The sequence below is a fragment of the Rathayibacter sp. VKM Ac-2760 genome, from assembly GCF_009834185.1.
GTDB lineage: Bacteria > Actinomycetota > Actinomycetes > Actinomycetales > Microbacteriaceae > Rathayibacter.
The window spans coordinates 3,756,835-3,781,807 of record NZ_CP047173.1 but is presented as its reverse complement, the minus strand read 5'-3'; the positions used below and the strand labels follow the sequence as shown (position 1 = coordinate 3,781,807).

Sequence of the window (24,973 nt, the reverse complement as noted above, 5' to 3'; positions counted from 1 at the left end):
CCGGACGACCGGACAACGTGGGTCTCGATACGCCGCCGGAGGCGGCTACTCGACCAGCAAGCGCTTTGCATGGTGCGGCGCCCTGCGGGCTACTCGACCAGCAGGGGCTCTGCATCGCGCGGCGCCCTGCGGGCTGCTCGACCGGCGGGCGGCCCCTGCTGATCGAGCAGCCCGCAGCGCGGGCGTCTCGAGATCCGTGTTCGAACCGACGAGGCTCGGCGCGCCGCACCCAGGGGCCGCGCGCCCGCCGTCACTCCGTCTCGGTGCGGGTCTCCGTCTCGTCGGTCGAGGTGATCTCGGTGTCGGTCTCGTCGGCGCGATCGCGGAGGGCGTCGGCCATGGCGCCCGCGCCCTCGTCGCCGTGGTCGTGGTCGACCTGCTCGATCAGACCGCTCAGCTTGTCGTCGTTGCTCGCGTCCTCGGCGCCGTCCATGACGGGGCCGTTCTGCTCGGTGTCGCTCATGACTGCCTCTCCGTGCGGCCGGAGGTCGACCGCGCGCCTCCGACGCTACGGACCGCGCCACCCGCGCACGCGCCCTTGACGCCGTGCCCGCCTCGTGGGACGGACTCCGCCCGCGTCGTCGCCTCCGACGTCACCTCCGGCTCGCGGAACGCGGTCGGGCTCGCAGGAATCGACGGTTCCGGCGAGCCGGAGACGAATCTGCGAGCCCGAGCTCGGGCGGACACGCGAACGGCCCGGCTCCTCCAAGGAGGGAGCCGGGCCGTTCGGACTGCGCCGACCGTGCGGGTCGGGTCAGTTCTTGATCAGGAGGGCGATCGACGCGCTGGCGCCCACGTTGCCCGCGGCGTCGGTCGCCTTGGCGACGACGGTGTAGGTCGCGTTCGGCCAGTTCTTGCTGTTCGCGGTGAGCGACCAGCTGCCGTCGGCCTGCTTCACGCCGTCGCCGAGCTTGGTCGAGCCGGACCAGAAGGCGACGCTCGAGACGCCGACGTTGTCACTCGCGTTGGCGACGAGCGTCACGGTGCCGGTGACCGTCGTCTGGCTGGCGGGCGAGACGATCTTCGCCTGCGGCTTCACCGTGTCGGCGCCGGAGGTCGGCGTCGCGGTCGGGGTCGGCGTGGCGGTCGCGGTCGGAGTCGCGGTGGGCTTCGGAGTCGCGGTGGCCGTCGGCGTCGCGGTCGGCGTGGGCGTCGCGGTCGCGGTGGGCGTCGGCGTCGCAGTCGGCGTCGGAGTAGCGGTCGGAGTAGCGGTCGGAGTGGCGGTCGGCGTCGGCGTCACGACCGTCCCCACCGGGATCGTGCTCACGCCGTAGCCGTAGTAGCGGCCGGAGACGGGGCTGGTCGGGTCGCCCGTGAAGGTGCGGCCGCGGTCGAGCGTGGCCGACTTGGCCTGGGCGATCACCTGGGTGATGACCTGCGCCGGGCTCTTGCCCACGCAGGATCCGCCGGCCGCGAGGCAGTCGAGGACGACGCCGGAGGCGGCGGCCGTCGACATGCTGGTGCCGGTCTGGATGTACGCGTAGCCGCTGCCCTTCTTGGTGGTGTAGGGGCAGGTGCCGGGCGCGGCGATCGTGTGCGCGGCGTCGGCGGCGGACGCGTAGTTGCTGTTCAGCGTGTAGCTGTCGTCCTTGGTGGTGACGTTCGAGCACGGGACGGCCGCGAGCGAGCCCGGCTTGCCGTCGTAGTTCGCGAAGTTGGTGACGGCGAGGACCTCGTCGTACGCGGCGGGGATCCACTTCGACAGGTCGGCGGCGGAGTTGCCGGCGGCCGAGACCACGGTCACGCCCTTCGCGACGAGGTCGCAGACCGACTGGTGGATGGCGTCGCCGTCGGTGCGGCCGCAGTTGCCGTCGTCCGCGCCGTTGGTGGCGAGCGACATGTTGACGACCTTGATGTTGTACGTCGCCGCGTTCTGCGACACCCAGTCGAGCGCGCACATCAGGGTGGAGACGTTGCCCTTGTTGTTCGCGTCGAGCGCGCGGACCGAGTAGATCGGCGCACCGGGGGCGATGCCGACGGTGCCGGAGCCGTTGTCGAGCGCGGTCATGTAGCCGGAGACGCCGGTGCCGTGGCCGTTCGCGTCCTCGGCGGTGCCGGAGCCGAAGCAGTTGACCTGCTTGGCCAGGTTGTAGTCGGGGTGCGCGCTCACGCCGGAGTCGATGACCGCGACGGCGGGGCCGTTCCAGTTCGTGACGCCGTCGCCGGCGCTGACCGGGGCCTTGTCGGCCTCGGCGGTCAGCACGTGCGCGGGCATCGTCTGCGCCTGGCCCTCGACCACCTGGTCGGCGGGCGAGAGGGCGAGGACGCGGCTGTCGGCGGCGAGGATCGCGTGCTGCCGGGCGGTGAGGGTCGCGGTGAAGCCGGCGACGCCTCCGCCGTAGGACGCGTCGAGCGAGAGGCCGAGGGCGCTCGCGAGCGTCGTCGACACGGCCTTCGAGTCGACGGTGACGACGTAGCGGCCGGCACCGGTCTGCGTGGCATCGGCGGCGTGCGCGGGGAGCGCGGCGGCGCCGACGAGACCGGCGGTGACGACGGCTGCGGCGGCGGTCGCGGCCAGGAGGCGGCGCAGGCGACCGGCGGGGCGGCGCGACGAGGTGGAGCGAGGGATCACGGAGGTCCTGTGTTTCTGTGCGGCGGGCGGGGCGGAGGGAACCGGAGGGCTCGCCGGGCAGCGGTGGCCGACGACCGCCGGCGCATGCGGGCGACCGGCGGAGGAGTGCGAGGGGGATTCAGGACCCCAAGCTAGCCGCCCTGGGTTTCCGGCGCACTACTCTTCGTGATTTCTCAGCGGGCGGGTTCTGCAGAGGGGGTGTGGAGGAGGGCGGATCTCGATACGCCCGCTGCGCGGGCTACTCGATCAGCAAGGGTCGCCCGCCGCGCGGGCTACTCGATCAGCAAGGGTCGCGCGCGGCTCAGCGCGGGCGCGGCGCGCGCAGCACGCGCCGATAGACCTCGATCGTCGAGCGGGCGATCGCGTCCCACTCCAGCGCCGAGAGGTCGGCCGAGGCGTCGTCCGCGACCGGCCGCTCGTCGAGCCAGGCGAGCGCGTCGTCGAGCGCGGCGGTGTCGAAGGCGCCGTCGTAGAGCCGCACCCAGTCGCTGCCGACCAGCGCGGCCAGCTCGTGCATCGCACCGAGGTCGGGCACGAGCACGGGGCGGTCGGCCGAGACGGCGAGGATCGCGGATCCGGAGTTCTGGATCGCCGAGTAGGGCAGCACGACCAGGTCGCTCGCGCGCAGCCAGAGCGCCATCCGCTCGTCGCTGAGGAAGGAGAGCTCGAGCCGGATGCGCGCATCTCCCGCCGCCGCCTCCTCGATCACGCCGCGCAGCGGCCCGCGGGCGGGGTTGCCGGCGACTGCGAGCAGCGTGCCGTCGTCCTCGCGGTCGCGGAAGCGCTCGATCAGGGTCGGCACGTTCTTGTAAGGCCGGATCTGGCCGACCGACACGACGAGCCGCGCGTCCGGATCCACGCCGAGCTCCGCGCGCGCCTCGGCGCGACTCGCGGAGAAGTCGTAGTCGTGCCGGTAGTGCCCGTGCGGAGTGACGAACGCCGGCACCCCGGCGAGCTCCGGGTAGGAGCGGCGCATCGCGATCACGCCCTCCTCGGAGAGGCAGAGGATCGCGTCGAGGTTCTCGGTCAGCAGCCGTCGGTACCAGTTGCGCAGGAACGGGGTGGCCCGCTCCTCGTGCGAGGCCACGTTGTGCGCCGTCCAGATCAGCCGCGTGCCGCGCAGGCGGGCGACTCGGAGGAAGGCGAAGAAGAAGACCAGCCGCGCGACGATCCGGTAGCGGCGGATGCCGCTGAGGAAGGTGAGGTCGGGCCAGTGCAGGTGCACCACGTCGACCTTCGCGAGCAGCAGGCGCGCCCAGGAGAGGTCGCGCACGAGCACGCCCTCCGCGGTCATCGCCGTGTAGAGCCGCGCGTTGTAGGGGTTCGCGTAGCGGGTGCGGAAGGCCGGCTCGGCCTCGACCCGCAGGCGCCGGCTGCGGGCGTCCTCGCCGGAGAGCAGTCCGCGCAGGCGGGTGCGCAGGCGACCGCGCAGGGTGCGGGTGCCCCCGGCGATCATCGGGCGACCTCCGCCGCGCCGGTGCCGGGCACCCGGCCGAACAGGGTGCGCTCGGCCTCCGGGTAGCCCACGCGCCAGTCGGCTCGGCGCTGCCAGACCTCGGTCCAGGCGCGGCGCTTGCGGCGGGTCGCGGTCTCGAGCACGGTGCGCACGAGCGCGCCGGCCTGGAGCAGCGCGATGCCGATCCGCGCCGGCAGCGGCTGCCAGGACAGCCGGATCATCGTGGCCTTGCCCGCCATCACCATGCACATCTTGCGGCCGGAGTTGCCGGCGGTCGCCGCGTCGCGGGTGGAGGCGCCGACGTCGTGCACGATGACGGCGGTCGGCACGATCACCGGGTGCAGGCCCGCGCGACGGGCGCGGATCGAGAACTCGGCGTCCTCGCCGTAGAGGAAGAAGCGCTCGTCGAGCCGGCCGACGCGCTCGTACTCGTCGCGCTGCATCAGCAGCAGGCAGCCGGTGATGATCGGCACCTCGCGGACGCTGTCGCGCTCCCAGCCGCCGAGCGACTCCGGGTCGAGCAGCGGGTTGCCGCGGAACGCCGTGGAGAGCATGGTCGCATAGGTGAGCAGCGACCACAGGCTCGGCGCCCCCCAGCACGAGGAGGGGTCGACGGAGCCGTCGGGCCGGAGGGTGCGGCCGCCGTAGACGCCGTAGCGCGGGTTCGCGACGGCGAACTCGATCAGCGCCCGGAACGAGCCCTCGAGCACGAGCGTGTCCGGGTTCAGCAGCAGCACGAAGCGCTCGGTCGCCGCCGCGACGCCGCGGTTGACGCCGCGCGCGAAGCCGAGGTTGTCGCCCGCCTCGATCACGGTCGCGTCGGGGTGCGCGGCGCGGATCGCCTCCGCACTGCCGTCTTCCGAGCCGTTGTCGACGACGATGACGTGCGGCGGCGTCGGGGCGTCGCCGCGCGGGATCGACGCGAGGCAGGCCAGCGTCTTCTCGCGGGTGTTGTAGCTGACGACCACGATCGCCAGGCTCGTGTCCACGGCCTCAGGCACGATCGGCCTCCGGTCGCTGTCCGATGACCTTGGCGGGCACGCCGCCGGCGATGCAGTTCGCCGGCAGGTCCTTGGTGACCACGGCCCCCGCACCGACGATCGCGCCGTCGCCGATGGTGACGCCCGCGACGACGACCACGTTCGCGCCGAGCCAGACGTCGCGGCCGATCACGATGTCCTTCTCGATCTTCGGCTGGTCCATCACGGGCGTGCCCTGGACGATGCCGTAGTTGGAGGCGGTGATCGTCACGTTCGGCGCCAGCAGGCACTTCGGGCCGAGGGTGATCCGGCCGGTGCTGTTGCCGGCCCAGAGCAGCGAGTTCTCGCCGATGTGGGTGCCGGCGCCGAGCGTGATCCGCTCCGCGTTCCGGAACGACACGTTCGGCGCGAACGAGACGCCGGCGCCGCGGGTGAGGCGCGGCACCTGGTCGGCGTGGCTGTACGCGTGGAAGTGCAGCAGGCGCACGGCCTGCAGGTAGGTGCGCACCTTGGTGAGGGTGCGCAGCGGTCCGCCGCCCTGGCTCATCGGCCGGCTCCGTTCGGTTCGTGGTCGTCCGGCGATCCGGCGGGGGTCTGCTCCGCGAGCGGATCGATCACCGGAGCGCCGATCTCGGTCAGCGAGCGCGCGATCGAGTCGATGAAGAGGTCCGCGTCGAGGTCCGAGCGGACAGATATCGCGATGTCGAGGCGCTTCATGAACGAGCTCGCGAACACCGCGGCCTCGTCGTCGGGCTCGGTGACCGGCCAGAGCGTCATCGACGCCAGCTCGGCCTGCCCGAACCAGCGCGGGCGGAGGAAGACGGGGAGGTAGGAGGCGTAGCCCTGCCAGTCCTTCCGGCCGCGGGTGATCCCGCTCTCACCGGTCTCGACGGCGAGCTGCACCTGCTCGCGCACGCTCGCCACGGTCTCCGCCAGCCCGAGCGACACCGGCACGGCGACCCGCACCATCGACACGTGGTTGCGCTTGACCTCGTTCTTCTCCCGGCGCGGCGACACGGGCACCAGCGTCGCGATCTCGGCGCGCTCCGGGTGCAGGGCCGCGAAGGCGTGCAGTGCGAGTGCGACGGTGAGGTCGGCGACCGAGCCGCCGGCCGCGCGGGCCGCCGCCTTCGCCGTCTTGAGGTCGGCGGTGAGGATCGCGGCGTCGCGCGGCTTGATGCTGCGCTCGAGCAGTCCCGAGCGGCGGATCCACCAGTCGCGGGCGGAGCGGATGTTGCGGCCGCCCACCCGGGTGATCCGCTTCTTCAGCGGCTTGCGCTTCCACTCGGCCCACTCGTCCGCGAGCGAGGCGTGCGTCGACGCGATCTGCCGGCGCGCGGCGAGCGTGAGCGAGAGCGGGCCGCGCGGCGGTCGCGGGTCGTCCGGGAAGCGCATCGGTGCGCGGGAGTACGGCGGGAACTCGATCGGCTCGCCCGAGGTGAACGCCTGGATCAGCACCAGCCCGAACATCCCGTCGCCGAGCGCGTGGTGGATGCGGACCGCGAAGCCCAGCTGCCCGGTCGAGAGCTCGATCACGAGGATGTCCCAGAGCGGGCCCTTCGGATCCATCGGTCCGTTGAAGGCGCCGGTGAGCAGCTCGACGTGCCGCGGGTCCCACTCGACGACGCCCGGGTGGAAGCGCACGTGGTCGCGCACGTCGATGGCGTCGACCGACACCCACGACGGCGTGAACAGCCCGAGCGGGGCGCGGGCGAGGCGCTGGCGCACGGCGGGCGACGTCCGGATGAACGCCTCCCAGGCCGAGTAGACGAGGTCGCGGTCGAGCGAGCCGTCGGCGCGGCGGAACGGGGCGCCGTCGACGATCATCGAGCCGGTCGGCCGCGCGACCTCGTAGACGACGGCGTTCGAGACGAACTTCTCGTCGAGGGTGCGCAGCGGCTCGGCGTGCGGTCGCCCGGTGCGGCGAGGGGGTCGGGTCATGGCGGTGCTCCCTGGTCGGAGGCGGCGGAGGGGAGCGGTCAGCTCGGGGAGTCGGCGGGCCGCGGGACGGCGGGCAGCCGGATGGGGGTCGGCGGGTGCTCGTCGACGAAGGTCGAGCCGGAGAGGCGGAGGTGGCGCGAGCGCAGGTAGCCGCGCAGGATGCCCTCGACCATCGCCAGCTCGTCGCGCGCCCCGCGGCCGCGGTTCTTCGCCGAGCGCGCCAGCCGGCGGCCGCTGCGCACCGCGAGGGTCGCCGTCAGCCGGGCGCCGACCTTCGGCGAGAGGCGCCACCACTTGCCCACCAGTGCGCCGAGGCCGAGGCCGTAGCCGCGCATCAGGCGTCGGTACGCGACGGGATTGCGGGTGTTGACGTGCAGCACGACGCTGTCGGGCACGAAGACGGCGGTGCCGCCCGCCGCGAGAGCGCGGCAGAAGATGTCGAGGTCCTCGGCGCCGGCGAGGTAGCGGCCGGCGCCCAGGGTGTCGTCGAAGCCGCCGAGGGTCTGCAGGACGTCGCGGCGGAACGCCATCACGGCGCCGTGGCCGGCGTCGAGGCCGCGCACGGCCGAGCGGTAGACGATGCGCTCGGTCGGCGGCACGTCGGTGGCGACGAGCTCGTGGTCGAGCATCCGGCCGGTCGCCACGGTGATCTGCTCGTCCTCGAAGGCGCGGAGCAGCGCCTCGATCCAGCCGGGCGTCGGCGAGCAGTCGTCGTCCGTGTAGACCACGATCGGCCGATCGCTCGAGTCGAGCCCGAGATTCCGCGCGATCGAGAGGCCCTTGGTGTCGGTGCGCACGTAGCGCGTGCCCGCCTGGAGCGCGACCTCGCGGGTGCGGGAGTCGGTCGAGGCGGAGTCGACGACGATCACCTCGACCTCGGGGTCGGTGCCGGCCGCGATCGCCGCGAGCGCGCCGCGCAGCATGTCGGGCCGCTCCCGGGTGCAGAGGATGATCGAGACGTCGCGGAGGCGGAGCGCTGCAGGACTGGGGACGGGGGCGTTCACGGCTGGTCGTTCCTCGGCTGGCCCGCTCGACGGGCGGTGGCGGTGGCGGTGGCGGAGTCGGTCCCCGCCGCGTCGTCCTGCACGAGGGCGATCGCGGCGCGGTAGGCAGCGACGAGGTCGATGCTCGCGCGCTCCCAGGTCAGGTTCTCGCGGTTGTCGAGGGCGGCGCGGCGCAGGCGCGCGAGCAGCGCGCGGTCCGAGAAGACCAGGTCGAGGTGCGCGGTGAGCGTCTCGACGTCGCGCGGCTCGTGCACGAGCCCCTGCACGCCGTCCTCGAGATTCGCCCCGGCGGCGGAGGAGACCAGCGGCACGCAGCCGGCGGCCTGCGCCTCCGACGTGACCAGAGCGCTGCCCTCCTCGATGGTCGGCAGGACCATCACGTCGGCGTTCGCGAACACCTCGGCGACGTCGTCGGTGAAGCCGCGGAGCTCGACGCTCGGCTGCTCGAGCAGTCCGGCGAGTCGCTCGCGGTAGCCGGGCGTGAAGTCGCCGTAGACCAGGAAGCGGCCGGTCGTGGCGGCCTTCGAGGCCTGCCAGGCCTGCAGGGCGTAGAGCAGCCCCTTGCGCGGCTCGATCCGGCCGACGAAGACGGCGGTGAAGACGTGGTCGGGAGCGTCCCGCGGGTCGGGATCGACGGTGCGGGTGGTGTCGACCAGGGCGCCGTAGCGGTGGCGGAGCAGCTTCCGCGGCGAGAAGCCCTTCTCGAGGAAGGTGCTCTCGACGGACGCCGAGGGGACCAGGATCGCGGTCGCTGCGGCCCACTCGCGCTCCTCGCGGCGCAGGCGCACCGCGTTGTAGGTGTGCGGGGAGCCGACGGGCGGCGTGATGCCCAGGCGCTCGTACTCCTCGGCGACGACCTCGAAGGCGTGCGCCGTGTGCGTGTTGGGGGCCTCGCGCACCGAGGGGACGCCCTGGCGGGCGGCCTCGTCGAAGGTGCGGGCGGAGCCCCACGGCCAGCCGTGCACGATGTCGTAGTCGCCCTCGGCGAGGATCCGTGCGGCGACCCGGTCGTGGTGGGCGATCGAGCTCGAGCGGCCGAAGAGGCGGTGCGGCAGGCGCACACCGCCGAGTGTCAGGGTCGTGGCGACGCGGGCGACCGGGCCGAGCGACTCGGTCACCGATGCGGCGACGACCGTGACGCGGTGGCCGGCGGCGACGAGTGCGCGCACCTGGTGCAGCGCCGTCCAGCCGATGCCGGGAGAGCCGATGCCGTGCGGGAAGGAGTAGAGCACCGACAGCGGCGCGTCGTCGGAGCCGCCTGCGGGCACGGCGGACGGGACGGTCGTCACAGGACGGACGTCGGAGTCTCGGTCGGTGCTGTCGTCGTGGTCGGGTGGGGCTGCGGCAGTGGTGGAGCACTGGTGCTCTTCATCCATGCGTCTCCTGTCGTGAGGGCGGCGCGCTCAGGAATGAACACTAGCCACCATCGTGGGTGACCTGAGAGGAAAGCAAGTCCACTCCCGGCTCGGCGGGTCGTCGATCCCGCAGACTTAACACAGACGCAATACTTCCGGCATCCGCATGCCGTGGGTTATGGTCACAATGAGTGTGTCGGGGCACCGCACTCGCGGGGTCCCGGTGTCGTGCTCGTTCCGGCCCCTTCGAGGCATGCCCGAAGACCGGTGCGAGCACAGCGCAGAACTACCACTCGGCGCACCACCACCACTCAATCCGCCCTTCGCACTTGGCTCCGTCGACACCTCGACAGCCGCAAACCCCGTTCCGCCATCACCGCCGTGATGGACGGAGGCGTTGCTCCAACGATTGCAGCAGCAGTGCAACCTCCGAGCACGCGGCGCGTCGCCCCGAGGTCCTCACACCTCGCCGTCTGGAAGTCGAGACCGAGATGTCCGTCCCCCTCTACCTTCGAGTGCTCTGGAGCTACAAATGGCTCCTCGCGGTCGGCCTCGTGGTCGCCGTCCTGGCCGCCATGGTCGCCGGCTACACCGTCAAGGACGGTGAGATCGTCTCGCGCGCCGAGGCCGCCTACCGCTCCGACACCACGCTCCTGCTCGGCGGTGGCGCGCGCAACCCGTACCAGGCCGTCGAGCCCGGCCAGGCCATCACCGAGGGGACCTCGGAGGCGCAGCAGAACGACCTGACCAACACGGCGGTCATCTACGCCTACCTCGTCAGCGGCTCCGAGATCCGCGCGCAGGTCGAGGCCGCCATCGGCGGCTTCACGGACACCGAGTCGCTCAGTGCCGTCCGCCGCACGACGCAGCCCGCCGGCAGCGAGCAGAACCCGGGCCGCTTCAGCCTCCCGATCCTCTCGATCGTCGGCGAGTCGACGGACCCGGATCGCGCCGTCCTGATCTCGCAGACCGCGTCCACGGTCTTCCAGACCTACGTCGGCGCCCAGCAGGACGCCCAGGGCGTCGCCCCCGAGCTCCGCGTCACCCTCCAGGTCACCGACCAGGGTGCGGCCGTCGAGCAGGAGGGGTCGAACCCGATCATCCCGATCGCGATCACCGGTCTCGGCGTCTTCCTCGCCTTCATCGCCCTCGCGTTCGTGCTCTACAACATCCGCATCTCGCGGGAGCGCGTCACCGCGAACCGCAGCAACCAGCGCCGCGGTGAGTCCTTCCGCCGCGGCCCGGCCCTGACCGGCACCGCGTCCGAGAACGGCCAGCGCCCCGCCGCGATCGGCACCGCCCCCGAGAACACCGCCGGGTCGGGTGAGCTGGCCTCCTCCGGGAAGCGCAGCGCCACCTGAGGCGGCGATCGCAGATGAGCACGCAGACTCTGAAGGGGACCCCGCTCGGGGTCCCCGGGAACGACGACCCGTACGCCGGTGAGATCCTCGTCCGCAGGACCTTCACGGTCCGCGCGGCCCTGGCGACGATCCTGCTCGCGGCGGTGGCCGTGGCCGCCGTCTACTTCCTCAACCCGCTCTACGCGGGGGCGGTCCTCTTCGGGATCTCGTTCCTCTACCTGACCCGCAAGCTCGTCTTCAGCTGGACCGGCGGATTCGTCGTCCTGCTCACCGTGATCATGTTCATCCCGGTGCGGTACTACGCCCTGCCGATCCCGCTCGGCTTCGCGCTCGAGCCCTACCGGCTCGCGATCGTGCTGATGGTCGTCGCGGCGATCGTCGCCCTGATGATCGACCCGACCTTCGTCTGGCGCCCGGCCGCGTTCGGCTGGCCGCTGGCCATCTGGGTGGCCTCGAGCCTGCTCTCGATCGCGGCGAACGTGCAGTTCATCTCGGAGGGCGCTCTGGGCAGCGGGGTCCTCGGCGCGATCATCAACGATCTGCTGATGCTGTCGGTGTTCTTCGTGGCCCGGCTCGTGATGCGCAACGAGAAGCTGATCGAGGCCTTCCTCACCTTCCTGGTGCTGTCGGCCGTCGTCGTCGCCTTCTTCGCGGTCGTCGAGCGCGCGACGCAGCAGAACGTCTTCACGATGCTCGACAAGTTCCTGCCGCTCGAGCGCCTCGGCGTCGAGCAGGAGGCCTACCGCGCCGGCGGCTACCGCTCGTTCGGCTCGTCGCAGCACCCGATCGCCCTGGCCGTCATGTTCAGCATGATGATCCCGATCGCGCTCTACCTCTCGAAGTACGCCCGCTGGCCGTTCAACGAGATCAACCGCCGCATCGTCTACTCCGGCGCGGTCCTCGCGCTGCTGCTCGGCGTCGTCACCGCGGTGTCGCGCACCGCGATCGTGACCCTCGGCGTGATGTTCCTCCTGACGCTGATCCTGCGCCCGAAGGTCGGCGGCTATCTGCTGCTCGCCCTGTTCCCAGTGCTCGGCCTCGGCTTCGTCTTCATCCCGAAGATCCTCACGGACATGATCGGCTCGTTCCTCGACCCCGACGCGCTCATCGCCTCGCAGTACACCTCCGCGGGCATGGCCGGCGCGGGCCGCCTGGCCGACCTCGAACCGGCGATGGCGATCGTGCGCGAGCACCCGTTCTTCGGCACGGGAGTCGGCAGCCGCATCGTCGTCGGCGACGGCAAGAACTCGTTCATCCTGGACAACCAGTGGCTGGGCACGCTGCTCGACGCCGGCGCCGTGGGGATCATCGGCCTCGCCGTGCTGTTCCTGGTGCCGATCGTCATGCTGCTGCGCTACTCGTTCAAGAGCACGACGACGGAGCAGTACGGCGCCCTCGCGTTCGCGATCGCGATCCTGCTGCTCGGCTACACGGTCGCCGCGTACTTCTACGACGCCTTCGGTTTCTTCCAGGCCTTCATGCTCTTCTGGGTCTTCCTGGCCGTAGGCGCCTGGACGATCACGGAGGCACCGCGGAAGTCGACTCGCCGGCGCCTGTCGCCGGAGGAGGCGGGGCACGTCTCCGCCTTCACCCGCGGGGGATCCCACCTCCCGGGCGGGGCGCCCGCGATCGGCTCGCACGTCGGCGCTCACGTCGTCCGCAAGCCGGCTCCGATCGAGTCGTGAGCGCACGCGTCAGCGTCGTCATCCCCGCGCACGACGAGGGGGCGGTGATCGCCCGGCTCCTGGGCGCCCTCGTGGCCGGGGACCCGGAGGGCCGGCTCGAGATCGTGGTCGGGGCCAACGGCTGCACCGATGACACGGCCGCGGTTGCTCGCGCCGTCGACCCGCGGATCCTCGTGGCGGAGACGCCGCGGCCGTCCAAGATCGCCGGTCTCAACGCGGCCGACGAGCTCGCCACCGTCCTCCCCAGGATCTACGTGGACGCCGACGTGTCGGTGTCGGCGGAGACGCTCCTGGCGCTCGGCGACGAGCTGGCCCGCCCCGGCGGCCCGCTCGCCGCCGCGCCGGAGTTCCGCGTCGACACGAGCGGGGCGTCCTGGCCGGTCCGGGCGCACTACGCGATCTGGGAGCTGTCCGACTACCGGACGCCCGGCCTCGTCGGCTCCGGGATCTACGGCCTCTCGGCCGAGGGGCGCGCCCGCTTCGGCGCGTTCCCCGAGATCATCGCCGACGACCGCTTCGTGCAGCAGCTCTTCGCCCCCGAGGAGCGGCTGACGCTGCCCGGCCGGTCCTTCTCCGTGAGGGCCCCGCGGCGGATGCGCAACCAGATCAAGCGCACGGTCCGCATCGCGATCGGCAACGCGCAGCTCGCGGCCTCCGGCCTCGTGCCCGACCGCCACGAGGCGGGCGGCGGGCCGCTCTCGCTGCTGAAGCGGGTCCTCCGCCGGCCGTCCCTCTGGGCGGCCTTCCCGATCTACTGCTACGGCTATCTGCGACCCCGCCTCGAGGCGCGGTCGATCATCGCTCGAGGAGGCGTACCCGAATGGAACCGCGACGAGACGACGCGCGCGTGACGGGGTCGACCCCCGCGGGCGGCTCGTCCGCCCGCCACGGCGCCACGGCGAGCGACGCCCAGATCGAGGCGGCGATCGACGACACCGCGCACACCACCGAGACGCTCGCGACCGACGCGATCGCGCAATCGCCGACGGTCGGCGACGGACCGAACCTGCCGCCGGCCCGTCCCGGCTCCGATCTCGGCCACAAGGCGAGCCGCGGCGTCGTTCAGACCCTCGGCGGCCTGTGGGGCAAGACCGTGATCCAGCTGGCCTCCACGGTCGTGCTGGCGCGGCTGCTCTCGCCGAGCGACTTCGGTCTGCTCGCGGCCGTCACGGCGATCGTCGGCGTGGCCGACCTGGTCCGCGACTTCGGCCTCACCGGCGCGATCATCCAGGCCAAGAAGATGAGCGAGACCGTCTGGCGCTCGGTGCTCTGGCTGTCGGTCGCCCTCGGCATCGTCGGCACGATCGTGATCGGCGCCTCCGCCTGGCTCATCGCCGGCATCTACAACGAGCAGGCGCTGGTCGTCCTGACGCTCGCCGTCGCCCCGACGCTCTTCATCAACAGCCTCTGCATGCCGCTCCAGGCGCGCGTGCAGAAGGAGATGAAGTTCGGCCTGATGGCGCAGATCGACGTGATCTCGATGCTCGTCGGCGTCGTCGGCTCGATCATCGCCGCCTTCCTCGGCTGGGGCGTCTGGTCGCTCGTCGTGCTGCAGGGCGGCGCGCTGATCTACCGGTTCATCGCGCTCTGGGTCGCGGCCCGGCCGACCTTCGGCCGCCCGCAGATCTCGCGCGAGGTCATCCCGCTGGTCACCACCGGCGGCAGCATCTTCGGCGTCCAGCTGCTCAACTACTTCGCGCGCAACGTCGACAACGTGCTGATCGGCGCGCAGCTCGGCACGGGAGTCCTCGGCCAGTACACGCGCGCCTACTCGCTCTTCCTGCTGCCGCTGCAGCAGCTGAACGGCCCGCTCGGCCGTGTCGCGCTGCCCGTGCTGTCGTCGCTGCAGGACCAGGGCGATCGCTACCGCCGCTACGTCCGCGGCGCGCTGCTCGTCATCGGCTACCTGACCCTTCCCACGTTCGGCGTCCTCGCGGCGCTGGCCGGGCCGCTGGTCGAGCTCCTGCTCGGACCGCAGTGGGCCACGTCCGCGACGATCCTCTCGCTGCTGTCCATCGCCGGCATCGCGCAGGGCATCGGCAACGTGCAGGGCTGGATCTACATCTCGCTCGGCCGCGTGCACCGCCAGCTGGTCTACTACGTGGTCACCCGCCCGATCGTGATCGGCTCCTTCTTCGTGGGCCTGTGGTGGAACGGCGTCGAGGGCCTCGCGCTGCTCTACGGCCTCACCACGCTGATTCTGCTCGTGCCCGGCTTCTGGCTCGCGATCCGCGGCACCTTCGTGCGCGGCTCCGACGTGATCGTGCCCGTGCTGCGCCCCGCGCTCGTCGTGCCGTTCATGTTCGGCGCGGCCTGGGCCGTCGGTGCCTACACCGACCTGCCCGCGATCATCCACCTGCTCGTCGGCGGCCTCGCCTCGCTCGTGCCGCTGGCGCTCGCGATGGCGATCCCGGCCTACCGCCGCGACATGAACCAGATCCTCGCGTTCGTGAAGCAGGTGCGGAAGCCCAAGGGGCCGGCGACGCCCGCGGCGCCCGCTTCGCAGACCACCCCGGCCGCCGAGGGAGGCGCTGCATGACCCGCACGACCCGCACCACCCGCTCCCGTCGCGCAGGCGTCCTCGCCGCCGTGGCGGTCGCCGCCGCGCTGCTGGCCGGCTGCACCTCCGCCCCGGCTCCGGCCGAGACGACCGAGCCCGCCGCCTCGGGCGAGCTGCCGTTCGCGGCCGGCTCGATCGCCGCACTGGGCGACTCGATCTCGGTCGGCGTCGCCGCGTGCGGGCAGAACAAGCCCTGCCCGAGCGCGTCCTGGACCACCGGCGAGGACGAGACGGTCGACTCCGTCGCCCGCCGCGCCGGCGAGTCGGTCGGCGCCGTGCCCGAGATCGAGAACGTCGCCTCGAAGGGCGCGACCTCGGCCGAGCTGCCGGGCCAGGCCGAGAAGGCCGTCGCGGCCGCCCCGGACCTCGTCACCGTCCTGATCGGCGCGAACGACGTCTGCCGCAAGAACAGCGCCGACATCACCACGCCGGACGCGTTCCGCGCCAATGTGACGACGGCTCTCTCCACGCTCTCGACCGGCGCTCCGGAGGCGACGATCTTCGTCTCCTCCGTGCCGAACCTGCTCGACTTCTTCGAGACCGAGCGCGGCGACGCCGAAGCCGTCTCGCGCTGGGCCGGCAGCTCCAACTGCAACTCGCTGCTCTACCAGCCCACGTCGGACGACGCGGACGCGCAGGCCCGCCGCGACAACGTGTCGACGACGATCGACGCCTACAACGACGTCCTCGCCGACGTCTGCGGCGCGACCGCCCACTGCGTCTACGACCAGGGCGCCCTGCACGACTTCGACGTCACCTCCGACGACATCTCGGACGTGGACCACTTCCACCCGTCGCTCGCCGGCCAGGCGAAGCTCGCGGACATCGCCTGGACGGCGCTGCTGGCGAACGCCGCCTGAGGCGCGGAGCGGGGCGGCCGAGGCCGCACGCGGAAGGGCGGGGGAGCTGGTGCTCGCCCGCCCTTCTCCGTCTCCGGGGTCGAGCGCGAGCGCGCCCGCGGACGCGGCGGCGCTGCTCCGGCGGCATCTTCGGCTCGTGGAATCGCGTCGGGCTCGCGGAATCAGCTCGGGCTCGCGGAATCGGGTCGGGCTCGCGGAATCGGCTCGTTCTGGCGTGCCGGGCGTGTTTTCGCGTGCCGGAGGTGGTGGCGGGGGCGTTCGGCTCGTGGAATCGGGTTGGGCTCGTGGGATCGGGCCTTTCCAGCGTGCCGGGGATTCTTTCGCGTGCCGGAGGTGGTGGGCGGGGAGGTTCGGCTCGTGAAGTCGCGTCGGGCTCGTGGAATCAGCGCGTTCTGGCGTGCCGGGTGGGTTTTCGCGTGCTGGAGGTGGTGGGCGGGGAGGTTCGGCTCGTGGAATCGCGTCGGGCTCGTGGAATCAGCGCGTTCTGGCGTGCCGGGTGGGTTTTTGCGTGCTGGAGGTGGTGGGCGGGGACGTCCGGCTCGTGGAATCGGGTTGGGCTCGCGGGATCGGGCCTTTCCAGCGTGCCGGGAATTCTTTCGCGTGCCGGAGGTGGTGGGCGAGGACGTCCGGCTCGTGAAGGCGGGTCGGGCTCGTGGAATCAGCGCGTTCTGGCGTGCCCGCGCGGGTTTTCGCGTGCCGGAGGTGGTGGGCGGGGACGTCCGGCTCGTGAAGTCGGGTCCGGCTCGTGGAATCAGCTCGTTCTGGCGTGCCGGGCGGGTTTCCGCGTGCCGGAGGTGGTGGCGGGCCCGTTCGGCTCGGAGAACGGCGTCCGGCTCGCGGGATCAGGCCGTTCCGGCGTGCCGGACCACGTTCTGCGTGCCGGAGGTGGCCGACGGACGGCCCGGGACGAGCAGGGGCGGCGGGCTCAGACGGCGCCGGCGCGCGAGTCGCCGCGCTCCTGGCGCCACGGCGCGGCGACGCCGCTGCGGCGCTTCGAGCGCGCGCGCGACGGGCTGAAGCGGAACGGCGGCACGTCGGTCGCGCGACCGGCCGTGCGGCTCGCGGCGAGCAGCAGCAGCTCCGGAGTCAGCTCCTCGGGGCTCGCCGCGATCGCGAGGCCGCGCTGGTCGAGCTCGCGGGCGATCTGGATCTGGTGGTCGTCGATGTGCTCGCCGCGCGCGACGAGGCGCGGGACCAGGATCGGGACCTTGCCCGCCTCGATGGCGGTGATGGCGGCGCCCGTGCCCGCGTGCGCGATGACGACGTCCGCCTCCTCCGCAGCCTGCTGCAGGTCGTGGTGCGGCACGCTGACGTGGCCCTGGATGCCGTATGACGAGACGTCGGCGAGGCCGGTCTGCCAGAGCACCTCCGCGCCCTCGAGCAGCGGTGCGGCCGCGGCGATCAGCCGGTCGAAGGGGTAGAGGTCCTGCGTGCCGACGGAGAGCACCGCGCGGCGGATCGCCGTGACGGGCCTGTCCGGACCGGTCGTGTAGGCGTCGAAGATCGAGCCGCCGAAGCTCCAGCGCTCGTCCGCCCACACCGGGTACTGCGAGTAGGTGTTGACGCCGGGCAGGCGCGACATGATGCGGCCCGTGATCGAGGGTCCGTCGGCGCGGGCGGCGCTCTCGATGTAGTGGCAGTCGATGCCGCGCAGCGACGCCTCCGGCATGAAGGAGACGGCGGGGCTCGAGCCCGTGCTGAACACGCCGGAGTAGTCGCCCTTCGCGAGCAGGCGGTGCGCGAGCACGGCGTTCTGCGCGATGGGGAGGGCGTCGCGCGGGGCGGCGAAGCGGCTGAAGGTGACCTTCCGGTCGGCGAGGAGGGAGCGGCTGAGGCCGTTGTCGAAGGTGACCCAGTGCTGGTCGGCGGGGTCGATCCCGAAGCGGGAGGACAGCGTGAACAGCTGCTTGAGGTGCCCTCCGCCGGAGCAGACGAACAGGAACTGAGACATGGAGACCCTTCTCCGACCGGGCGAGCGAAGAGGCTCGGCGTCCGGCGGATGCTGACTGAGGCGGTGGTGCAGAGGCGGGGGAGGGCGCGAGCCCACGCTCTCGGGGGCGGCCGCGGGGGCATCCCCACGATAGTGAGGCGCCCCGGACTTGGCTACTCGGCCCCCACTCCGGGGGGCATTCGGGTCGGGTCGCTCAGTCGGCGACGAAGGCGGGCGAGCCCGGGCGGGACCGGGCGCCGCCGCGGTCGAACAGGATGTCGAGCACGGTCTCGTGCCGGGCCGCCCAGGAGTTGGCGTGGATCCAGCCCAGGCGCTCCTCCTCGGTGGCCCTGCCGTCGGCGAGAGCGTCGTCGACGACCGCGGCGAACTCCGCCATCGTCGGGACGATGCGGATCCGGTCGCTGATCCCGTGGATGGGAGGGAGGTCGACCGAGATCACCGGGCAGCCGCTCGCCACGTACTCGTAGAGCTTGAGCGGGCTCATCGCCTCGGTCAGCGCAGTGCGGCGGTGCGCGAGGAGGCAGAGCTCGACGTTGCGCATCGTCGCCACCAGCTCGCGGCGGCCGACGGAGTGGTGCAGGTGCACGTTCCCGAACGGGGCGAGTGGGGCGAGATAGCCCGGGTCGGGCTGCGGGCCCATCAGCACGATCTGCAGCTCGGGGTGCGCGGTCGCGACCGCGACGATGCCCTCGACGTCGAGCCGGTCGTCGAGCGTGCCGACGTGCAGGGCGCGCGGGCCGGGGATCCGGCTCAGCCACTCCGGGGACTCGGGGACGGGGCCGGCCCACTCCTCCGGCGTCACGCCGTTGGGGACGACGGCGTGCGGGCCGGTCGGGGCGATCCGGTCGATGATCTCCTGCGAGACGGCGGTGACGGAGCGGCCGCTCGAGGCGACGCGGCGGTAGGCCTCCTGGAACGCGGGCCAGTGGCTCTTCCAGCGGGTAGAGGTCGTCCAGTCGTCGCGGGCGAAGAACATCACGTGCTCGGCCCATTCGAAGGGCGAGAAGCCGGCGACGAGCGGATGGGTGGTGATCACGACCGGCCGCACGAGCTCCATCTCGTCGGCGACCCGAGCGAGATCGCGGTCGTAGGCGCGGTACTCCTCGGCGATCTCGTCGACGCCGATCGGGTCGGAGCGTCGCGCCCGCAGCGGGGAGTGCAGGACCCTCGTGGGCTCGGCGGGGAAGGCGACCTCCCGCCCGAGTGCCCGCCGCGCCAGGGCGGTCGGGAGGAACCGGTACGGGTTGCCGACGAGGAGCTTGCCGACCTCCGGGCTCTGGACGAGCGTGTTCAGGATCCGATCGGGCGGGCGCATCATGCCGCGCTTGGCCGCGTCGGTGTAGGTCTCGTAGGAGAACGTGAAGATCACGTCGCGCTGGGCCGCCGGGCCGCTCATGCGAACGTCCTCAGGATGCGGGCGGGCACGCCGGCCGCCACCGAGTAGTCCGGGACGTCCTGGCGGACGACCGCGTTCGCGCCGATGACCGCACCGCGCCCGATGGTGACACCGGGCATGATCACGGCGTTCTCGCCGATCCAGGCACCGGCGCCGATGCGCACCGGTGCGACCTTCTCGAGAGGCTGGTCCCGGATGTAGGCCGTCCGATCCTCGAAGCCGTGGGAGTGGTCGGAGATGTAGACGCCGCGCGCGATGTCGACGCCGTCCTCGATCACCACGCTGAGCACGGCGGTGATCGCGGTCGAGTTGATGCGGACGCGGTCCCCGATCACGAGAGCGGGGGTCGGCGCGTCGTCGGAGGGGACGAGCAGCATGCAGTTCGCGCTGATCAGCACGTTCTCGCCGATCGAGATCCGCTTGCCCTGACCGGGACCGATCCGGAAGGGCAGGCAGATGCGGGAACCCTTGCCGAAGCGGTGGAAACCGCCGGCGACCAGCTTGCTGAAGGCCAGATCGCGTGCTCGCTGCGCGAGGATCGCGAGATCCAGTCCGTTCAAGGCATCAACTCCAGGGGTGTGCGGCGGGCCGGACGACGGGGGTGGACGTCCTGGCCTGGGGTTTCGTCGCGCCGGGGGTGAGGCGCACGGTGGGACCCACGATAGCGAGCGCCTCCTGTGCGCCACGAGTCGGCGAGGATCGGCGCGGTCTTTTAACCCGGCGGAAACACGGCGCGCGAGGAGCGAGTGCGGTCCGACCGGAGCCGCCGGCCCGAGTGCCTGCCTGCACGGTGGCCGAGCATCCCGGCACCGGAGCCCTCACCGGCGCCGGGATCGCCCGGGGGAGCGTAAAATCATCAGGGTCCGCGGAGGCGGCCGATCCGTCGGCGCGACCTCCGGATCGTGCGGGGAACCGCATCGACGGACCCGGCGACGCCGCTCGGTCCCCGCGCTCGCGCGAACCCCGACCCGCCCGCACCACCCAGAGAGGCTCGACCGTGGCCGAAGCCGACACCGCCGACAGGGCCAGTGGCCTGTGGACCCTGCACCTCGCGCGCGCCGCCGTCGCGGCCGTCGCGGGGATCGTCATCACCTTCTCGCCCGACCACGGGCCCGCGTTCGGCTTCGCCGTCTTCGCGGGCTTCGCGATCCTCAGCGGGGCGGTCGCCCTCGTCATCGGCCTGCGCGCCCTCGAGGGACGCGGCCGCACCCTCGCCCTCGCCTCCGCGGGGGTCACCCTCGCCGCCGGCGTCCTCGCCCTCGTCGCCCTGCCGGTCGTGGCGCTGCTGCCCTTCATCGCGCTGATCGCCGGCTGGGCGCTCGTCTCCGGATCGCTCGAGTTCTCCAGCGGCCGCCGCGGCACCGGGCTCGCCGCCCGCGACGCGGTGATCGTCGGCATCGGCACCGCGCTGCTCGGCGCCGTCTTCGCCCTCCTCCCGCCGCACCCCGTCGTCTCGGTCGGACTCCTCGGCGCCTACGCCGTGATGCTCGCCGTCTTCCTCGCGATCGCCGCGTTCTCGCTCAAGTGGTCCGCCGGTGCCGATGCCGCCGCACCCTCCACCCCTGCCACCGGAGGAGACCGATGACCGCCCCCGACCCCGCCGCGCACCCCGAGCCCTCGCCGTCCGACGACGACTTCGCCCCCCGCACCTTCCGCCCCACCCGCAAGGACCGCCTCCGCCCGCTCGAGCTGATCGGCCTCTCCGCCGTGATGGCCGCGTTCGTCGGCCTCGTCGTCCTGCTCTCGACCCGCGAGGTCGTCGTCGCCCTGATCGGCTTCGGCGTCGCCTTCATCGTCGTCCTCGTCGCCATCGCGATGTTCTCGCTCACCTTCAAGCCCGACGAGGCCGAGATCGCCGACCTCGACGAGCAGGACGGTGCTCACTAGGTCGGTGCGACTGCGTCGCTCCTCCCCGCGGTCGGCTCTCTGAGGGGGCCGGGTATCGCAGAGCGTCCTGCGTTCGCTGCGCGGAATCGCTTGGCACGCGATTCCGCGGTGCGCTCGCACCTGCGGTCGAGCCCTACTGTCGCGTGCTCGCTTCTTTACGCCTTCGCGAGGTGGCGCTTTCCCCTGCTGGACGGATGGCGGCCTCTTCCGCTGGTCGAGTGGCGACCTGTCTTGCTGGTCGAGTAGCCCCGCAGGGGCGTATCGAGACCCGCGGCCGTGAAAGGGGCGTCTAGGCGGAGACGTCGTCGCGGGCGGGCTCTCCGAGCGCGTAGGCCAGGCTGCGCGCGTAGATCTCCTCGAGGCGCGACGCGACGATGCGGTACTGGACCGAGCGACCGCGGCGCTGCTCGCGCGGGAGGTTGCCCAGGACCACTCCGGCGTCCTCCAGCTCGATGAGGTGCCGGTAGAGGCTCGTCGTCGTGGCGCGTCCCGTGGACAGCTCCGGACCGATCGCCTCCACCAGCTCGCCGAAGAGGAGCCCCAGCTCGGGACGCGCCGCCCGGGAGAGCGAGCGCAGGATCCCCCTGTTGATCTCGCTGCCGATCACCCGGACGGCCAGGTCGGCCTCCTCCGGGGTCGCTGGGCTGCTCGGAGACGACAGGGACGGCGGCATGGCCTCATCCTTCCGCACGGCACGGTGGCGCGGTCGCACAGGCGCGTATTGCCACACCGCCCGAGCGTGCGATGATTCGCGCCAGCGGAATCATCATTCCGATTCGTGGTTACCCTCGTGATCGCCGGCAGGCCTTGCGCGTGTCGGTGCGCGACGCATCCGGCGGTCGCGCGAGGCAGGCGCGTCGACAGGCGCGCGCCTCGACTGACGCAGAGGAGAGAACGGCATGAATCGAGTGCGACGGGCCGAGAAGCCCTCCCGGAGCGGCGCGCCTGCGCCCCGTACCCGGAGGTGGCCCGCGCTGTCGCGGACCACGGCCCACCGGGGCAGGGCGCCGGTGGGGCGACGGCTGGCGGCCGGCCTGCTGGCGGTGGGACTGGTCGGAGGCGCGGGCACGTCGCTGGGGGTGACGTCGTCGTTCCTCGCGCCGCTCTCCGCCTCCGCGGCCACGCACGGCGCGGGCTTCGACCTGGGCGACGGGTTCCTGGGCGCCTTCCGCCATCCGGACGGCACGCTGGCGTACTGCGTGCAGATCGAGCGATCGATCCCGTACAGCGCGACGACCGGCTCCTCACTCAACAGCGACTGGAACTCCCTCTCGCCGGATCAGCTCGCGAGGCTGAGCTACGTCATGGACGTGCACGGGAACACGGAGGACGCGAACACCGCGGCCGCTGTCGCCCTCTACGTCTGGGACGTCGCCGACAACGCGTTCTACAACAGCCACGGCATGTCGGGCGACGCCTACTACGGTGCTCGCGCGGGAGGGAACCACGACGCCGTGATCGGGCTGCTGAAGCAGTACCGGGCGGAGGCGGCGGGAGTGACGGCGGTGCGACCGGGGCGGACGTCCGGGTCGGCGTCGCTGCAGCTGGACGTCGACGCGGGCAGCGGCAGCGGGAAGGTCACCTTCCGGACCGACCCCGCCGACCAGCCGGGGACGGTGCATCTGACCCATGCGGTGTTCGACGACACCGGGTCCGGGGAGTCGACGATGAAGGGCGGGGAGTCGCGGAGGATCCGCGTCGTCCCGAACACCGACGCGACGTTCGCCGTCGAGGCGCGCTCCGACGAGATCCGGGTGCAGGGCGCATCCGGCTACGTGGGGAACATCACCACCTGGGCGCCGGGTGTCACCTCCGAGCAGTGGACGGCGTCGAAGGGTCAGAAGATCGACGACTCCTTCACGATCGCCGCGGCCACGGCGGTGTCGAGCCCGATCCCGAATCTGTTCAGCCCGATCGGGTCGACGCAGGTCTCCACGCAGCGCGTGGCGGCCGGGTCGCAGGCGACCGACACGGTGACCGCAGGTGTCGCGGCCGGGTCGGGGGAGTGGCGCGAGCTCGGCGACGGCTCCCCGGTGCCGGTGGTCTACCGGGGCACGCTCTACGGTCCGTTCGAGCAGCAGCCGGCGCCGTCCGAGGCGGTCCCGGCAGGGGCACCCGCCGTCGGGAGCGTCGAGCTGACCGCGGCCGGACCGGGGACGACGACGTCGCCGGGGGTCACCGTCCCCTCGGCCGGGTTCTACACGTGGGTCTGGCGAGTCGATGAGGCGTCGCAGCCCGAGCGCGTGAAGCCCTTCCTCCCCGACGGCTACGCATGGTCGGACCGGTTCGGTCTCGTCCCCGAGACCCACGTGTCACCGTCGACCGTCGCCGCGGCGACCCTGGTGGAGGACGCGGAGATCCCCGTCGCCGGCACGTCCACCGACACCCTCGTCGTGAAGGACACCGGGTCGTGGCTGAAGAAGGACGGCCGGAGCGTTCCCGTCACCTTCACCGGGACGGCGTACTGGCTGGCCGGCACGGGCGAGGTCCCCGCGACCAGGCCCGAGAGCGCCACGGTCCTGACGACGTCGAGCATCGTCGTCACCGGGCCCGGCACCTACTCCTCGGAGGCCGCGACGGCGCCGGTGGGCAGCGCCGGTCACATCGTCTGGGTGTGGTCGACGGCGGAGACGCTGTTCAACACGGGCTGGGCGGACACGTGGAACACGAAGGGCGAGGTCGTGACGGTCACGACTCCCGAGGTGCACACCGCCGCGACCCCCGACGCACCGCTCTCGGACACCGCGAAGGACGAGGCGATCGTCGACGGCGAGGTTCCGGAGGGCGCGGTGATCACCTTCGAGGCGTACCGGCAGACCGGCGACAGGGCCGCCTGCACCGCCGACGCGCGTGTCTACGACGGCTCCTCGTCCCCGGTCGCGGTCGCTGCCGGGCGGAACGAGAAGACGTCGTACTGGTCCAGCGAGATCCGCTTCACCGAGCCGGGCAGCTACTACTGGGTCGAGACCCTCTCGACGAAGGACGGGAGGGTCGTCCACCGCGGAGAGTGCGGAGCCCCGGGGGAGACGACGACGGTGACCGTGCCCGGTGTGACGTCGAAGGCGCAGGCGGACATCGCGCTCTCGGACAGCGCGACGGACGACGCGATCGTCACCGGGAGCACCCCGAAGGGCGCGTACCTCGTCTGGCGGGCCTACCGGGCCGCGCCCAGCACCGGCCCCTCGGCGGAGCGCGGGCACCCTCTCTGCGACGCGTCGACGCTCGCCGGAGACACGACCGACCGACCGGTCGTCGTCGAGAAGGCCGGCACCTACACCTCGCCCGCGATCGTCCTCACCGCGGCGGGTCCCGTGAACTGGGTGGAGGAGCTGCACTCCTACGACGGGAAGATCCTCGTCCGGGGCGAGTGCGGGGCGGCCGGCGAGACGACGACGGTGCACACGCCCGACGTGCACACGAGGGCCGTCCCGGCGGTGCGGCTGGGTGACGCGGCGAAGGACGAGGCGATCGTCGACGGCTACGTCCCGGTCGGCGCCGTCCTCACCTTCGAGGCGTTCAGGACGAGCGGCGACCCGGCCGCGTGCACGGCCTCCAACCGCGTCTACGACGGCTCGGGCAGTCCCGTCGCCACGACGCCCGGTCGGAACGAGAACGCCTCCTCCTGGTCCGGCGAGACCCGCTTCACCCAGCCCGGCACCTACTCCTGGGTCGAGACGCTCGCCACGAAGGACGGGAAGGTCCTCCACCGCGGGGAGTGCGGCGCGCCGGGCGAGACGACCGTCGTCGCACCCGGTCCCGTCCCCGCGGCGAGCCCGTTCCTGGCGGACACCGGCAGCGACACCGTCCCGTGGATCGGAGGCGGCCTGGCGGCCCTCGTCCTCGGTCTCGGTGCCGCCCTGCTCACGCGTCGGAGCCGCGCGAACGCCGCCGCCGTCGGGACCGAGAACGGCCGTGGCGGCCGAGTCCGCGGTGGGCGAGTCCGGGGCGTCGGTGGTCGGGGTTAG

Annotated in this window: 20 protein-coding genes; 8 read left to right on the top strand and 12 right to left on the bottom strand. The window is 72.4% G+C overall.

Going from position 1 to position 24,973, the window contains the following annotated elements:
* Positions 1–250 precede the first annotated feature (250 nt).
* From GSU72_RS17380 to GSU72_RS17345, 8 genes are all read right to left on the bottom strand, one after another.
* Positions 251–463 (bottom strand): hypothetical protein, encoded by a 213-nt coding sequence (locus GSU72_RS17380; RefSeq protein WP_159986160.1) that lies wholly within the window; start codon positions 461–463, stop codon positions 251–253.
* Between the two features lie 291 nt (positions 464–754).
* Complete coding sequence (locus GSU72_RS17375) at positions 755–2,572, bottom strand: Ig-like domain-containing protein (RefSeq protein WP_159986159.1); 1,818 nt, start codon at positions 2,570–2,572, stop codon at positions 755–757.
* 301 nt (positions 2,573–2,873) lie between these two features.
* Positions 2,874–4,028, bottom strand: coding sequence for a glycosyltransferase (locus GSU72_RS17370; protein ID WP_159986158.1), 1,155 nt, complete (start codon positions 4,026–4,028; stop codon positions 2,874–2,876).
* A complete protein-coding gene (locus tag GSU72_RS17365; protein WP_159986157.1) occupies positions 4,025–5,017 on the bottom strand; it encodes a glycosyltransferase family 2 protein in 993 nt (330 codons plus the stop codon). Before GSU72_RS17365 ends, GSU72_RS17370 begins: the two co-directional genes overlap by 4 nt.
* 4 nt (positions 5,018–5,021) lie before the next feature.
* Positions 5,022–5,555 carry an acyltransferase gene (locus GSU72_RS17360; RefSeq protein WP_159986156.1) on the bottom strand — a complete coding sequence of 178 codons (534 nt, stop codon included), beginning with the start codon at positions 5,553–5,555 and terminating at the stop codon, positions 5,022–5,024.
* The gene (locus GSU72_RS17355) at positions 5,552–6,949 is read right to left on the bottom strand and encodes a wax ester/triacylglycerol synthase domain-containing protein (RefSeq protein WP_159986155.1); all 1,398 of its coding nucleotides are present in this window, start codon (positions 6,947–6,949) and stop codon (positions 5,552–5,554) included. Before GSU72_RS17355 ends, GSU72_RS17360 begins: the two co-directional genes overlap by 4 nt.
* Before the next feature lie 38 nt (positions 6,950–6,987).
* On the bottom strand, positions 6,988–7,953 hold the full coding sequence (locus GSU72_RS17350) for a glycosyltransferase family A protein (RefSeq protein ID WP_159986154.1): 966 nt from the start codon (positions 7,951–7,953) through the stop codon (positions 6,988–6,990).
* Positions 7,950–9,329 carry a glycosyltransferase family 4 protein gene (locus tag GSU72_RS17345; RefSeq protein ID WP_159986153.1) on the bottom strand — a complete coding sequence of 460 codons (1,380 nt, stop codon included), beginning with the start codon at positions 9,327–9,329 and terminating at the stop codon, positions 7,950–7,952. Before GSU72_RS17345 ends, GSU72_RS17350 begins: the two co-directional genes overlap by 4 nt.
* Positions 9,330–9,799: 470 nt before the next feature.
* On the opposite strand from GSU72_RS17345, the gene GSU72_RS17340 reads away from it, so the two are divergent.
* Genes GSU72_RS17340 through GSU72_RS17320 form a run of 5 tightly spaced genes read left to right on the top strand, consistent with a single transcriptional unit; the run spans position 9,800 to position 15,774 of the window.
* Positions 9,800–10,669, top strand: coding sequence for a hypothetical protein (locus GSU72_RS17340; protein WP_159986152.1), 870 nt, complete (start codon positions 9,800–9,802; stop codon positions 10,667–10,669).
* A gap of 14 nt (positions 10,670–10,683) precedes the next feature.
* Complete coding sequence (locus GSU72_RS17335; protein ID WP_159986151.1) at positions 10,684–12,354, top strand: O-antigen ligase family protein; 1,671 nt, start codon at positions 10,684–10,686, stop codon at positions 12,352–12,354.
* Positions 12,351–13,205, top strand: a complete 855-nt coding sequence (locus GSU72_RS17330; RefSeq protein ID WP_159986150.1) for a glycosyltransferase — start codon at positions 12,351–12,353, stop codon at positions 13,203–13,205. Before GSU72_RS17335 ends, GSU72_RS17330 begins: the two co-directional genes overlap by 4 nt.
* The gene (locus GSU72_RS17325; RefSeq protein WP_208545092.1) at positions 13,175–14,893 is read left to right on the top strand and encodes a lipopolysaccharide biosynthesis protein; all 1,719 of its coding nucleotides are present in this window, start codon (positions 13,175–13,177) and stop codon (positions 14,891–14,893) included. The genes GSU72_RS17330 and GSU72_RS17325 overlap by 31 nt, the downstream gene beginning before the upstream one ends.
* A complete protein-coding gene (locus tag GSU72_RS17320; protein WP_159986148.1) occupies positions 14,890–15,774 on the top strand; it encodes a GDSL-type esterase/lipase family protein in 885 nt (294 codons plus the stop codon). The genes GSU72_RS17325 and GSU72_RS17320 overlap by 4 nt, the downstream gene beginning before the upstream one ends.
* A 925-nt stretch (positions 15,775–16,699) precedes the next feature.
* On the opposite strand, the gene GSU72_RS17315 is transcribed toward GSU72_RS17320, so the two are convergent.
* The 3 genes from GSU72_RS17315 to GSU72_RS21865 form a co-directional block, all read right to left on the bottom strand.
* Entirely contained in the window at positions 16,700–17,725 is a 1,026-nt protein-coding gene (locus tag GSU72_RS17315) for a glycosyltransferase (RefSeq protein ID WP_159986147.1), read from the bottom strand.
* Positions 17,726–17,918: 193 nt separating this feature from the next.
* Positions 17,919–19,121: a hypothetical protein gene (locus tag GSU72_RS17310; protein ID WP_159986146.1), complete on the bottom strand. Its 1,203-nt coding sequence runs from the start codon at positions 19,119–19,121 to the stop codon at positions 17,919–17,921.
* Positions 19,118–19,681 carry an acyltransferase gene (locus GSU72_RS21865; protein WP_159986145.1) on the bottom strand — a complete coding sequence of 188 codons (564 nt, stop codon included), beginning with the start codon at positions 19,679–19,681 and terminating at the stop codon, positions 19,118–19,120. The genes GSU72_RS17310 and GSU72_RS21865 overlap by 4 nt, the downstream gene beginning before the upstream one ends.
* A 437-nt stretch (positions 19,682–20,118) precedes the next feature.
* On the opposite strand from GSU72_RS21865, the gene GSU72_RS17300 reads away from it, so the two are divergent.
* Together GSU72_RS17300 and GSU72_RS21710 are read left to right on the top strand one after the other, a co-directional pair.
* Positions 20,119–20,706, top strand: a complete 588-nt coding sequence (locus tag GSU72_RS17300; protein ID WP_159986144.1) for a DUF308 domain-containing protein — start codon at positions 20,119–20,121, stop codon at positions 20,704–20,706.
* On the top strand, positions 20,703–21,008 hold the full coding sequence (locus GSU72_RS21710; protein WP_244255869.1) for a hypothetical protein: 306 nt from the start codon (positions 20,703–20,705) through the stop codon (positions 21,006–21,008). Before GSU72_RS17300 ends, GSU72_RS21710 begins: the two co-directional genes overlap by 4 nt.
* Before the next feature lie 289 nt (positions 21,009–21,297).
* On the opposite strand, the gene GSU72_RS17290 is transcribed toward GSU72_RS21710, so the two are convergent.
* Positions 21,298–21,681 (bottom strand): hypothetical protein, encoded by a 384-nt coding sequence (locus GSU72_RS17290; protein ID WP_159986143.1) that lies wholly within the window; start codon positions 21,679–21,681, stop codon positions 21,298–21,300.
* 337 nt (positions 21,682–22,018) lie between these two features.
* Here GSU72_RS17290 and GSU72_RS17285 point away from each other — a divergent pair, with 337 nt between their 5' ends.
* A complete protein-coding gene (locus tag GSU72_RS17285) occupies positions 22,019–24,973 on the top strand; it encodes a hypothetical protein (protein WP_159986142.1) in 2,955 nt (984 codons plus the stop codon).